Source organism: Sulfuricella denitrificans skB26, from assembly GCF_000297055.2.
Taxonomy (GTDB): Bacteria; Pseudomonadota; Gammaproteobacteria; order Burkholderiales; family Sulfuricellaceae; genus Sulfuricella; species Sulfuricella denitrificans.
This window is the reverse complement of record NC_022357.1, coordinates 963,443-976,469: the sequence shown is the minus strand read 5'-3', so window position 1 is coordinate 976,469 and position 13,027 is coordinate 963,443. Positions and strand designations below refer to the sequence as shown.

The window sequence follows — 13,027 nt, the reverse complement described above, 5'->3', positions numbered from 1 at the left end:
TCCGGGACTATCCTTTACCGGAATCCCCAGCCGGTTTGGGCAAGGTTCCAGATGGCTTGAGAATTGGCAAGGACCGTGGAGGAGGTTTGACAGGATTTTCTGGCGCTGCGGGTTTAGCCTTGTCGCCAGATGTAACTTCCTTGGCCGACATGGCGGCGGTTTTATCGGTCTCTTTCGATTTTTCGCTCTTCTTCCTGGTTACGGTGACAAGCTTCTTTTCCTCTGGCTTTTTATACTGGCAGGCGTGCTCGAATTTTTTTTCGCCTTCAGTATCGGGAATCACGTAATTCGGCTTGCCGTAGTAACTGGCAGTAATAGTTGTAATCTCGCTACCATCCTCAGCGTAATACACCTTCATCAGCAAATCTGCGGTGCGGCCGCTGCAATTGTAGCGCATCAGGGACTTTGCCGACTTGAAGTAGAAATCGCCTGGCCGCGCCTGCTCCAGCGCAGCGTAAACTTCCCTGTCCCAAGCCGTCACGATGTTTCCCTGACGCAGCAAACTTGCAATATCGATCTCGGCACGCATTTGTTCATTGGATACGATCGACGACCACACAGCCGCCTCGGCTCCAGGCGGGAATATCAAAAACGCTACCATCAGCACAGATCGCAATGATGTTTTCATGCATCTCTTCAATATGAGCATATCCTGCCAATTCATTACCAGTGCCTTTTACGTTAGCCTCCTCGCCCGCTTGCGGGAGAGGATTGAGGAGAGGGTTTCGTGGTGAGAGGCAATTCCTGCTTTTTTCTTAATGGTGCATCAGAAAGCCTGACGCATATCCATTCAGACAATCGTTCCATGGTTATCGACCGAAATCGTGATAAGTTTAATTATGCCAAAAAAACAGTTACCAATTAAGCGGTTGTCGATGACAGGAATACGCCCTTTATCTACAATTAATTCACTCTTTGCAGAGGATGGATGTGGATTGGCGGCTAAACCCATGATGTCAGTATATATTTACTTAACATATTGATTTTATGTATTTAATTTATAGTTGAATTATTGAGCTTCGCAACAAAATTCCTTACCCGCAAGACACTTAAGGATGATTAAAACAAGTTCTCCACAAAGTTATCCACAGTAATTGTGCAAAAGCCGCAGGAACCCAACCGCTTTCCATCCGCTGCTTTTTTTGGTAACTTCAAATGATGAATTATTGCAGCCATTGCGGCGCCAAAGTGGAGCTGAGAATTCCACCCGGAGAGCATCTGCCGCGCCACATGTGCGGCAACTGCGGCGCCATCCATTACGAGAATCCGAAAATGGTCGTCGGCGCGATCCCCGAATGGGAGGACAAGATTCTGTTGTGTCGTCGTGCCATCGAACCGCGTCATGGGTTCTGGACCCTGCCGGCAGGCTTCATGGAAAACAACGAAACCACGACTCAAGCCGCAGCGCGCGAAACGGCGGAGGAGGCGCACGCCCGTGTGGAAATCGCCGCGCTCTATGCGCTCTACAACATCCCGCACATCAGCCAGGTGCATCTGTTCTTTCGCAGTCGCCTGCTCGACCTCGACTTCAGGCCGGGCAGCGAGAGCCTGGAAGTCGCACTCTTCAGCGAAGCGGACATCCCCTGGGATAACCTGGCCTTTTCCAGCGTCCGCAACACCCTGAAACATTACTTCGAAGATCGGCGTCGCGGTGTTTTCGAGCTGCACGTCGGCGACATCACCTTGCCGCTGGATAAAAAAAGGGCGCCCGAGGCGCCCCTTAACTCCGGACTAGCACCTGAGGGTGGCTAACTACCCGCCATCGCCAGCAACAGGCCGTTAAGACGCTGCACGAAGGCAGTAGGATCGTCCAGTTGCCCCCCTTCGGCCAGCAAAGCCTGGTCGAACAGAATGTGACTCCAGTCTCCGAAGCGTTCGCTTCCCGCCTCGCCCTTTAGCTTCTGCACGAGCGGATGGTGTGGATTGATCTCCAGAATCGGCTGGGTCTGAGGCGCTTCCTGCCCCATGGATTTCAGCATTCTGGCCAGATTTCCGCCCAGGTCGTGGGCATCGGCCACCAGGCATGCCGGGGAACTGGTCAGGCGATGGGTAATGCGCACTTCCTTGACCTTGTCGCCGAGCACTTCCTTGACCTGCTCGATCAGCGCCTTGAACTCACCGGCTTCCTTTTCCTGCTCCTGCTTCTCGGCCTCGTCTTCCAGCTTGCCCAGATCGAGTTCGCCCTTCGCCACCGACTGCAGCGTTTTGCCGTTGAACTCAGTTAGGTGCGACAGCATCCACTCGTCCACTCGCTCCGAAAGCAACAGCACTTCGATGCCTTTTTTCCGGAATATTTCCAGATGCGGGCTGTTTTTCGCGGCGGCGAAGCTGTCGGCGGTAACGTAGTAGATCTTGTCCTGCCCCTCCTTCATGCGACCGATATAGTCGGCAAAAGAAACACTCTGCTCGGCAGTATCGGCATGGGTCGAAGCAAAGCGCAGCAGCTTGGCGATACGCTCCTTGTTGGCATGATCCTCGCCGACGCCTTCCTTGATCGCCTTGCCGAACTCGCCCCAGAATTTGGCGTACTTTTCCTTGTCGTTCTCAGCCAAGTCGTCAAGCAGGCCTAGCACCTTCTTCACCGATCCAGCGCGAATACTGTCGATATCCTTGCTGTGCTGGAGGATCTCGCGCGAGACGTTGAGCGGCAGATCGTTGGAGTCGATCACCCCGCGCACGAAGCGCAGGTAGCGCGGCATCAACTGTTCGGCGTCATCCATGATAAACACCCGACGCACGTACAACTTGATTCCATGACGTACTTCACGGTCCCACAGGTCGAACGGGGCGCGTGCCGGGATGTAGAGCAGCTGGGTGTACTCCTGCTTGCCCTCGACCTTGCTGTGGGTGTAGGCCAGCGGCGCTTCAAAATCATGCGCCACATGCTTGTAGAACTCTTCGTATTCCTCGGCAGTCACTTCGCTCTTCGGTCTTGCCCACAACGCACTGGCGCGATTCACCGTTTCATCCTCTTCGGTGATGCTGTTTTCCTGCTTGTCGGCATCCCATTCTTCCTTCTGCATCAGGATCGGCAGGGTGATGTGGTCGGAATACTTCTTGATGATGCTCTTGATGCGCCAGCTGTCGAGCAGATCGTCCTCACCCTCGCGCAGATGCAGGATAACATCGGTGCCTCGACCAGCCTTCTCCACCGTTTCCAGAGTGTAGTCGCCCTCGCCGGCGGATTCCCAGCGTACGCCATGCTCGGCAGTCAGCCCGGCACGTCGGGTGATCAGCGTAACCTTGTCGGCCACGATAAAAGCGGAGTAGAAGCCTACGCCGAACTGGCCGATCAGGTTGGCATCCTTGGCCTGGTCGCCGCTTAGCGCGTCGAAGAACTGGCGCGTGCCGGATTTGGCGATGGTGCCGATATGCTCGATCACTTCCTGACGCGACATACCAATACCGTTATCGGAAATGGTGATGGTGCGCGCCGCCTTGTCCTGGCTGATGCGAATCTTCAGGCTCGAATCACCTTCGAACATTGCATCGTCGGCGAGCGCCTCGAAGCGCAACTTGTCAGCAGCATCCGAGGCATTGGAAATCAGCTCGCGCAGGCAAATTTCCTTGTTGCTGTAGAGTGAATGGATCATCAGCTTGAGTAGCTGACGGACTTCTGTCTGGAAACCCAGTGTTTCCTTGTGTGCTTCTACGGTGGTCATATTATTTTTTCTCCAGTTGCGAAAACCCTAACCTGAATAGGGGCTGACGCAGAAAATTCAAGAGGCCCATTCATTACGTATGAGCTTCTCCGCCCAGAACAGGCCGATGATGGTTTTCACGTCGGGGGGATACCATGCTGTGCCGGGGCAACAACTAGACCCTCAGGCACGAAAGCGGGCGAGGTTGATCAGTGAGAATGAGATTTGATGTATTGGTCGCAGCGGTCGGTTGCGACGAACTCAATGATTGCCTGCACATCTTCCGAGCAGGACTTGAAAATCAAGCGGCCAAGGATATCGGGGCCATGGCGAAGAATCAGCACCCCGACCAGTTCATCGATGAAGGACTGGGTCGCCTCAACACCTGAGAAATCAAAAGCCACCTCGAATCCTTGTGCCAACGCGATCTCCACCTCTTCCCGCAATGGAGAGGCGGTGGCGCGCGCGCCGACCAGGTGGCCGCGAGCGTATTGATTCAAGGAAATATTGGAACGCATGGTATTCATAGCATAGGCCATTGAAAGTGCAATCTAACAGAATTATCCAAAAATGGATATGGGCTCTACTCGAACCTCAGCCGGACAGCCAGTTGGGCATCCAGAGGTGGCAATAGTTCACGGAAACGGATGGTCGGCAAGAGATCACGTCGACACTCAATGGCTATCGCCACTCCCTGCCAGGTGGCTCCGTCTGCCAGCAGTCCGCTTCTCCCCGATGTGTCGTGAATCGCATTTCCGCTCACGATGACCAAGTGGCCGCCTGCATGTTCGGCGATTCGGCAAGTCGTCGTCAATCCCACCCCCTGATTGACGGAATCGCTGTTCAAACGCAGATCGCGGTTGCAACTGATGCGCGGCTTGAGAGCCGTCAGGATGGCATCAAGATGGCGCTCGTGCCGGAGTTCTGGATGGCAGCGCAGCGTGGCCAGCAAACCGCAGCCATTGTCTACCACCCCCAGCCGGATCATGTCGTTTTTCGGATAATACTGGCATGCCACCCAAACACAGGCATTCGCGTAACCATGCCTCCTGGCGTGCGTCATGGCGTTTTCCAGCAACTCGCTCAGCGCATACTGGATCGGCTCGACCAGCCGATCAAATGCCGTAAAACCTGACATCTCGTCCGGAGGCTCGTTGGGATCGATGCCGGGAATATGGCCGACCACGGCATGTGCCAAACGGAAGGCGGCATCATCCACACCACGCTGGGAATCGAGCCTTGTCAGCTCTACCAGGGCATCGCCCCGATTCTGCCGTTGATTTTGCCGTGGCACGCAATCAACCAACTCCACACCCTCGAAGACATCCATGCGTTCAAGATAACCGCTCATTTCCGCACTGAGCCCGCAAACACGGACAGCTCGGCCTTGTTGCCGAACCATGTGGAAAGTCGCACCCAGCAAGGCCAAGCCGAAAGGGTCGGCGAAACGCAAGCGGCGGGCATCTACGTTGGCATCCCCAATAGCAGAAATGAGGCCGCCACAGGCAGCGATTGACTCGCTTGCGGAGCGTGCCGACAGATAAGCGGGGAGGCAAACAGGTTCGGGCATTTAATAATTTCCAGCGAAAACCTGTGCCCGCAGCGTGTCGGTGGCGGCCTTGGCCTTCTGCATGGTGTGTTGGGGTCTGTGCTGTTCCATCAGGCTATTTCTTCGTGATATCTACCAGCTTATAGACTTGAACGAGTTTTTTCTGGACATGGCGCACCATCCATCGGAGATTAGTCCAGTCCTGAAGAAATTCATCATGATTTGGAAACGCCACCTGCCGCTGAAACGGCGGTAGAGCTTTATCGCTATCGTTCTCCCACCAGTGGCGGTATTGTCCATGCCATTTTTCGAGAAAAGGTCGCAACACATCCTGCATCATTCGGAAGATCAATGCTCCAAGATGATTCTGTTGATTTGCACTGAGCCGACCAACGGGAAACTTCCGCATGATTGCCCGTGCTTCCTGAAAAAACCGATATAGTGAGTCCAGACTCTCGACATAGATTTCGCCAGTGAAGTCCTTGCATTTCGGGTCACTCAGGCGGCCAGTGATCGCCCGCCGTGTAGAAAGTTCTGTATACAACTCCCACGCACACTGACGGTCGAGGTCTGACAATTCAGCCTTCAACTTGATCAGTTTCAAATCCAACTCGAACGAACCTCTTTCCAGAATCATCGCATCACCCGTTGCGTTGCTTAATATCAAATGGATTGTCGATCAGCGCTTTCGACAAGTTCGTGGCAGCGTTGACCATCTGGGTTAGTCGCTGCGCGGTCAGATTGTCCCAATGCTCAAATGACGCATAGCGGGTGCAAACATTGCAATGAAATCGTTCAGGCACAACGATCTTGCCGTCGTTGGTTTTCTGGTGATTTGGCAACACGATGCCGACTAAGCCGTGCTGCTTATCCAGCGTTGCCTTGATCTCCCAATCCACATACTTCCGTTGGTGCGTCTGGGCTCCAATCAGCACGACCGTGCAGGATGTGCCCGTAATGTGTTTATCCCGGATGCGTTGCATAACATATTGAGCATTATCGCTGTCAATTCCACGATCAAGCGAGTTGTCGAACACTGCCTCATATTGGTCATGGAAGAAGCGCGAAAACCCATCGTAATAGGCTTGGTCATTGCCATGGTGATAACTGACAAATATTTTTCGTCGCACCGGCTGCATCATTGCAGCCAGCAGGCCGTTCATGTTGGAGTTACCGAAGTAGTCAGCCATGTTTTACTTCCCAAACAAGGCAATACCGGCGACCAACAGGCCCAGAATGAACAGCCCCTTTTGCTTCTCCGCCTTGATGGTCTCGGCAATTCGTCCTATGGCAGCCTTGGCTTCCTGCTGGCTCACACCGCCAAGATTGACTGCCTGATATTGGCGCATCCAGCCCGGTAACGACTCGGGCGGCTGATCCCATACAATGGGCACCAGTTTCTTGTTAGCACCAATAGCTACTCCCATCTCCTGCATGACCCACTTTGACTCGCTCGCGGCACGGCTGGCAAGGCACAACACCCAGGTTGACGCTCGCAGATTATCCATAATTGCAGGCATCCACTGCTCACCCGGCTGTATCGACATTGAGGCAAGATACACGCTCAACCCTTCCTGTGACATATGGCGGTGCAGGAACTCCGCGAACGGGAGGTCTGCCTTTGCGTGGGAAATAAAAACATCCGGCATTAGAAAAATTTCCTTAACTCATCAATCTGTTTAAGGCCGATGGCGGCAATTTCCGGGTCTCTGTATTTCCCGAACCACGTATTGATTGCATCGAGAAATCCAACGCTGTTTTTCATTTGATTGAGCGAAAGGCCCTTGTGATGTATCAGACAAACCAGCACCGGATGGGAGAAGTGCAAAGCACCATCATTCAGGATTCCCGTCAGCAGTTTCTCGCTCATGAATGGCCCGATCGTGAGACCCTTTTCGGTTACGACCAGTTCAAAGCCTTTGAAAGTCGCGTGTGTGCCGTAGGTCGATAGGAACTTATATCTTTCGCCTCGCCCTTTTTCCTCGAAACCGTCTCGCTTGTCGAGAACGCCCCGAATTTTGTAGGGCTTGAACTCATCGACCTCGCCATTGCGCCACGCCGCAATACTCTGGGGGCTATAATCAAAATAATCGAGCAAGAAGCCAACCTCAACAACATCGCGCAGGAAGGAAACGGCTCCTTGATAATAGCCACTAAGCAGCAATTTCAAAAAACATGATCCGGAGTTGAAAAGGCGGATGCCGAGACCGTAGATAACCTGCTCGTCGTCTGACAGTTTTTTTGGTGCATTGACGTGTGCGGCGTGGAGCATGTCGAGGCAGGAATGCATCATCTCCACATGGTCTTTCAGCGATGCACTTGCGTTGATGCAGAGCGACGATTCCGTTCGGATGCGCTCTTCTTCCCCATGAAGACCTTGGAGGTTTCCTGGAAGATATGGCGTGATGATCGGGCTGGCCGTCATCAGGAAAAAACCTGTGTCATCAGAGCGTCGAAAGTGGCTTCGGCCTTTTCTGTGGCGGCGGATTGTTGAGATTGGATTGAGCGGATTTGCTCGACAGATTCCGCAAAGCGGGCTTGTAACCCAAGAGGTGGAACCTCAATTTCAAGTGTTCGCAATCGTTGCTTCGATATGTTTGGCATCGATCCTGCTGAACCACTAGCGAGGGTGCGAAGTAGTTCCCGTTTTGATGGGATTGTCAGTAGTTTCCATAGATAGATAGGATGCAATCGTTCGTGGTCGCCAATGCTAAGTCGAAAAATAAGGTCGGGAAGCAAAATTTTTCCCTCAGTCTTCCAAACGTATGCGGAAGCGCCAACCAACTCGTAGGTATTTTTTCGACTCAGCAAAACTTCACCCGCCTGCACTTCCACCGATAAATCAGGCGAAATCTCTGTCGGCAATGCCTTATGTTTTGCCTCATCATAGTCGCAAGGTGAGATCGCGCTAAGTCGCAACACCCCCCATTCGTTAGACAGTTTTTGCCTGCTATGACATTTTGGACTTTGGCCGCTGTCTATGGAATTCAGTAATTTCCCAAGCAAAGCACGAGGCCACCCCTTCGGATTCGTCGCCGGGTCGCCGAACATATCGAGAAAAATTCCCGGTATCAGCTCGGTGGTTTTTTTCTGTGCCTCGCACCGCAGCCGCACAATGCCCTCGGCACGGGAGAGAATATCGACGATGCGGCGTTGTTCCTCGAGGGGGGGAACCCGAATCTGAGTTGATTCGAAATCGCCTCTGACGACATGCTTCATCGTAGAGCCATGTGTCTTTGATGACAGTTCGGCCAAGGCACTTTTCAAGGCAAAGAACAGGTAGTCGGGATCAATTTCGGATTTTGGGAGAACCTTAAAAATGTGCTGGTTTAGCAGTCCGCGTGGGCCTGCCCAACGGTAGACATCCAGTGTCGCACTCCACGAAACCAAGAGGTCTCCTGGTTCCACGATCAACTCTGCCTTGACCTGCCGTGTTGTGAAATTAAACTTTTCGCCTGTCCCGGTCAGGTTCTGGATGCGGATGATTGGTAAACCCTCATTGCCCCAGTCAGTCGGCTTGAAGGCTGCGCCGTTGATGAATCGGGCTGTTTGACCCAGAGCCATCATCGTCATTAAGCCCCCTCCGCCAATACCACCCGCAACGCCTCCACTTCCTCCACAATCTCCGCCTCAATCGCTGCCAGTTCGTCCAGCAACTCGCGCGGGTCGCGGTGCTCGACGGCGGCTTGGGACATGGGCCGATAGCGCCCAGCGGAAAGATTGAAGTCGTTGGCCCGCAGCGTTGCCGCATCGGCAAACCAGTATTTGTCCGTCCACTCCGCGTCGCTGTCGCGGGCCTGCCATTTCACCCAGTTCTGTTCACACACTTGGTACGCTTCTGTCAGGGCGGGGAGGTCGTCGGCCTCGATGGGCGTGTCGTGGTTGGCGTCCAGTTTGTAGCCGTCGTTGTCGGCGTGGAGGAACTGCACTTTCTCAGTGCTGCCACCTTTGCGGAAGAACAACACCGAAGTCTTCACACCAGCGTAGGGCTGGAACACGCCACCAGGCAGAGATAGCACCGCCTCGACCCGGTTATTTTCGATCAGTTGCCGCCGCAATTCCTTATGCGCAGTGGTGGAGCCGAACAGCACGCCCTCGGGCACGATCACGCCACAGCGTCCGCCAGTCCGCAGGCTGTCCATCATGTATTTCAGAAACAGTAACTCGGTGGCCGTGCTGGTGCCGACCTTCACTTCCTCGACGACTCTATCCTTATCCACCCGTCCGGCAAATGGCGGATTGGCGAGCACGACATGGAAGCCCTCGGCGGGCAGGCCCAACTCGGCCTTGCGTTCGTTGTCCAACGTGGTGGTCAGCACATTGCGCAGCAGGATGCGAACATTCGCCAGTCCGCGCAGGGTCAGGTTCATGGTGGCGAGCCGCACCATTTTCGGGTCAACATCGTTGCCGAAGAAGGTGGCGGTTTGCAGGGCGGAAACCTGTGCCGCCGAGAGTTTGTCACCCAGACCGCGCTTCTGCATCTTGCCGTCGAGTTCGGCCTCATGAATCGCACCGGATGAGGAGTTGCCAAGACGGATGTGATTGTAGGCTGCCACCAGAAAGCCTGCCGTGCCCGCTGCCGGGTCGTAGATAGTTTCGCCCACCTTCGGGTCGATGATTTCGACGATGGTGCGGATGATGTGGCGTGGCGTGCGGAACTGGCCCAATTCACCTGCCTGCTTGATCTGCCGCAGCACATGCTCGAACAGGTCGCCCTTGGTGTCGGCATCCGACTGGTCGAGCCGCAGACCATCGACCAGATTAATAACCTGAGTCAACACGGTTGGCTCGTCGATGGAAAGCCGTGCGCCGCTCATAAAATTGTGGGCACCCCGCTCGCCCAGTTCAGTAACGAAAGCGAACACCTCGTCGCGCACAAAACGCACCAGCGATTCACCCGATAACCCCTTGGCCCATATCGACCAGCGGAAACGGTCGCGCGGAATGGTGTCGCCGCCCTTCGACTCCGCTTCGCTACGCTCAGGGCGAACGGTGGCGTTGAGCGGATTACGCAGTTTCCAGTCGCCCGCGAACAGGCTCTCATAGGGCAGTTTCAGCACCTTGGCTTTGAGTTTATTCTCGGTGTCGATACCCTCGATCAGGTAGAAGAAGAACAGAAACGAGAGTTGTTCGGCGTTGCTCACCGGGTCGGGATAGCCGCCGCCGAAGAGGTAGTCGCGTATCTGGTCGATAGACCGCCGCATGTCGGGGGTCAGGGGCATAAATGTTTTTCCTTTCTTGGGTTGTTCATCATGTCCCTCGATACGCCCGCTTTGCGGGCTACTCGGGACGAACGGAGGTGGAAAGGTTAGCCAGTCGTGGTAAGTAGCACGCATTGCGCATGGTTACAGCCGTTCATGGTGAGTAGCGCGCACCGCGCGCGTATCGAACCATCCCCTACTTCTTCTTCGTGAAATCTTTTTTCGCCAACTGGGATACCTTCCCCCAATCGCCCTGCATCATGGCTTCCTTCTTTTTCCGGCTCCAACCTTTGATCTGCAATTCTGCGGCCAAGGCTTCTTCACGGGTAGCGCATTCCTGAGACCACGCAAGCTCAACCGGCAAACGTTCGGCTGTGTATCCACCGCATGTGCCGGTTTGATGTTCACCCATGCGTTTTTCGAGGTTATCGGTGTGCCCTGTGTAGTAAGAACCGTCAGCGCAGCGAAGGATGTAAACCCAGAATGTCATTGCATCAACCCGCGTCTGTCATCACGGCTGGAAGTATCCTGTGACGCCGATTTGTCAAGGCCGAAAACGGCGGCGTTCAGGCTGTCGATCAGGACTTCGAGGCGTTCTTCGCCACCGAAGACACGCACTGCCTGCGGATAACCGCCTAACTGAGAAAACGGATGGAAAGCGAAGTGGCCGGTGCTGAACTCGTCCATGCTTCCGGCGTTGGCCCGCAACTGGCTGCCTATCATCCGCAGCCAACTTTCCTCGCCGGGGTTGATATCCTCCCGTGCCAGCAGCCATGCCTCGAAGCTGGTGCCCAGTTCGGTGGCCTTGATCTCGGACGCCTCGGGGAAAACCATGTTGCCGTTTTCATCAATGCTGATCCATTCGCGCGTTGTCGGGTCGATATGGTCGTCGATGTCCAGTGCCAGCAGGCGGCGCGGTTCGTATTTCTTCTTGGATGGTGTTTTGGCAACAATCACGCCACCCTCAGCCATCGGGTCATCGTCGCCGTGATAGTCGCACACGCCAGTGAAGTCGAACATGGTGAAGACGGGTTTACCTGTTGCCTTGCGCGTGCCACGCCCGCGCATCTGCTGGTAGAGGATGGTCGAGCGGGTGAAGCGGGCGAAAATCAGGCTGACTACTTCGGGGCAGTCGAAGCCGGTATCCAGCATGTTCACCGACACGAGAATCTTGGGGAACGGCTCTTTCTTGAAGCGGCGTATCTTACTCATGCCGTCGAGGGTGTCGTCACTGCCCATGCCGGAGACTACATAATCCGCATAGCGGATCTCGGGTGAGGGTTTCAGGTCGGCAAACTGGGCATCGAAGAGTTGGGCCAGTGTCTCGGCGTGGCGTTTGTTGACGGCGAAAACGATGGTTTTGCCGAACAGGGGTTTCCGTTGCACGCCCTTGCTGTCGATGAAGCCGTTATCCAGCACTTGGCGGAATTCACGCACGATGGCGCGGTTGCGTTCTGGAATGGTGAAACGGCGTTCCAGTGCGGAAGGATCGACCACCAAGGAGTCGATGCCCTGAAAGAGTTTTTCGAATTCGACGCGGGTGTCGGTATCCATGGTTGGCCAGTCCAACTCGTCGCGCTTAACCTCGAAGCCGCCCTCGGCAGCAGTCTTGACGGTCTGGGCCTTGTAAATCTGATACGGGGCGAGGTAGCCTTCGCGGATCGCGTCTTTTAACTTGTAGGAGAAGGTGGGCTTCTCGACCTCGAAAAAGCGCAGGGTGTCGCGCACGAAAAGCGTGTCTTCCTCATCGCCCAAGTCGCCATCGGCCACGCACGGCGTGGCGGTGAGGCCGACCTGCACGCCGTCGAAGTGCAGCAGCACTTTCTTCCATTGGCCGTAGATGCTGCGGTGGCACTCGTCGCTGATAACCAGATCGAAGTAGCCCGGCGAGTAATCGGCGTAGATGTTCACCATGGATTGCAGCGTGGTGATGGTGATTTGCTTCTCGTCCTGGAATCGCCGCCCGGCGCGCAGCACGTAGGCGGGATAGTCGGGCAGATGCTCGGCGAAGGCGTCCTCGGTCTGTTTGGCGAGTGGTATGCGATCCACCAGAAATAACACACGAGTGATGGCGTTGGCCTCGAAAAGCCGCTTGATGAAGGCGGCGGCGGTGCGCGTTTTTCCGGTTCCGGTCGCCATTTCGACCAGGAGTTTACGTCGCCCCTGTTCGATCTCGCGGCAGAGGATGTCGATGCACTCAATCTGGTAATCGCGCTCGACGATGCGGGTGTCTATGTTGACGGTAAGCGGGTCACGACGTAGCAGGCGGGTAGCAAAACGGCGTTCGAGGTCGTCCTGCTTGAAGAAAGTCTTGACCGGATGGGAAAAGGCTTCGCGCTCCCATTCCCAGAACCGCACTTCGTCGCCGTTGGTGAGGAAGATGTAGGGCACGCCGAGCTGGCGAGCGTAGCCCTTGGCCTGTTCGGCGGCATCGCCGGGGCTTACCGAGAAACGCTTCGCCTCGATGACCGCCATCGAACGACCATGACGGTCGCACAGCACATAGTCGGCGCGCGTGCCATCCTCGACGAACACTTCATAGCGGACGCTGTTCTGGTCTTGGGTATTCCAGCCTTGGCCTGCAAGCTGGGCGTCGATGGCGACGCGAGAGTAGGCTTCGTTGGTTTTTGTCATGA

The 13,027-nt window shown here is 55.1% G+C and carries 13 protein-coding genes; 1 reads left to right on the top strand and 12 read right to left on the bottom strand.

What is annotated here, in order from left to right; all coding sequences use genetic code 11:
* Positions 1 to 7: 7 nt before the first annotated feature.
* A complete protein-coding gene (locus SCD_RS04805) occupies positions 8 to 664 on the bottom strand; it encodes a surface-adhesin E family protein (RefSeq protein WP_148290739.1) in 657 nt (218 codons plus the stop codon).
* 494 nt (positions 665 to 1,158) lie between these two features.
* Between SCD_RS04805 and SCD_RS04800 the strand changes: the two genes are divergently transcribed.
* A complete protein-coding gene (locus SCD_RS04800; RefSeq protein WP_051338773.1) occupies positions 1,159 to 1,752 on the top strand; it encodes an NUDIX hydrolase in 594 nt (197 codons plus the stop codon).
* Here SCD_RS04800 and htpG read toward each other — a convergent pair.
* The 11 genes from htpG to SCD_RS04745 form a co-directional block, all read right to left on the bottom strand.
* Positions 1,749 to 3,662, bottom strand: coding sequence for a molecular chaperone HtpG (htpG, locus tag SCD_RS04795; protein ID WP_009206247.1), 1,914 nt, complete (start codon positions 3,660 to 3,662; stop codon positions 1,749 to 1,751). The genes SCD_RS04800 and htpG overlap by 4 nt on opposite strands.
* 188 nt (positions 3,663 to 3,850) lie before the next feature.
* Positions 3,851 to 4,168 (bottom strand): STAS-like domain-containing protein, encoded by a 318-nt coding sequence (locus SCD_RS04790; RefSeq protein WP_148290738.1) that lies wholly within the window; start codon positions 4,166 to 4,168, stop codon positions 3,851 to 3,853.
* A gap of 56 nt (positions 4,169 to 4,224) precedes the next feature.
* Positions 4,225 to 5,211, bottom strand: coding sequence for an ATP-binding protein (locus SCD_RS04785; RefSeq protein WP_021035785.1), 987 nt, complete (start codon positions 5,209 to 5,211; stop codon positions 4,225 to 4,227).
* 94 nt (positions 5,212 to 5,305) lie between these two features.
* On the bottom strand, positions 5,306 to 5,827 hold the full coding sequence (locus SCD_RS04780; RefSeq protein ID WP_009206251.1) for a hypothetical protein: 522 nt from the start codon (positions 5,825 to 5,827) through the stop codon (positions 5,306 to 5,308).
* 4 nt (positions 5,828 to 5,831) lie between these two features.
* Entirely contained in the window at positions 5,832 to 6,380 is a 549-nt protein-coding gene (locus SCD_RS04775; protein ID WP_009206252.1) for a TIR domain-containing protein, read from the bottom strand.
* A gap of 3 nt (positions 6,381 to 6,383) precedes the next feature.
* Positions 6,384 to 6,839 (bottom strand): toll/interleukin-1 receptor domain-containing protein, encoded by a 456-nt coding sequence (locus SCD_RS04770; protein ID WP_009206253.1) that lies wholly within the window; start codon positions 6,837 to 6,839, stop codon positions 6,384 to 6,386.
* Positions 6,839 to 7,615: a hypothetical protein gene (locus SCD_RS04765; RefSeq protein WP_009206254.1), complete on the bottom strand. Its 777-nt coding sequence runs from the start codon at positions 7,613 to 7,615 to the stop codon at positions 6,839 to 6,841. The genes SCD_RS04770 and SCD_RS04765 overlap by 1 nt, the downstream gene beginning before the upstream one ends.
* Positions 7,615 to 8,763: a restriction endonuclease subunit S gene (locus SCD_RS15595; protein ID WP_009206255.1), complete on the bottom strand. Its 1,149-nt coding sequence runs from the start codon at positions 8,761 to 8,763 to the stop codon at positions 7,615 to 7,617. Before SCD_RS15595 ends, SCD_RS04765 begins: the two co-directional genes overlap by 1 nt.
* Positions 8,763 to 10,412, bottom strand: coding sequence for an HsdM family class I SAM-dependent methyltransferase (locus SCD_RS04755; RefSeq protein ID WP_009206256.1), 1,650 nt, complete (start codon positions 10,410 to 10,412; stop codon positions 8,763 to 8,765). Before SCD_RS04755 ends, SCD_RS15595 begins: the two co-directional genes overlap by 1 nt.
* 175 nt (positions 10,413 to 10,587) lie before the next feature.
* Positions 10,588 to 10,881 carry a GIY-YIG nuclease family protein gene (locus SCD_RS04750; RefSeq protein ID WP_009206257.1) on the bottom strand — a complete coding sequence of 98 codons (294 nt, stop codon included), beginning with the start codon at positions 10,879 to 10,881 and terminating at the stop codon, positions 10,588 to 10,590.
* Complete coding sequence (locus tag SCD_RS04745) at positions 10,878 to 13,025, bottom strand: DEAD/DEAH box helicase family protein (RefSeq protein WP_051338772.1); 2,148 nt, start codon at positions 13,023 to 13,025, stop codon at positions 10,878 to 10,880. The genes SCD_RS04750 and SCD_RS04745 overlap by 4 nt, the downstream gene beginning before the upstream one ends.
* Positions 13,026 to 13,027 lie beyond the last annotated feature (2 nt).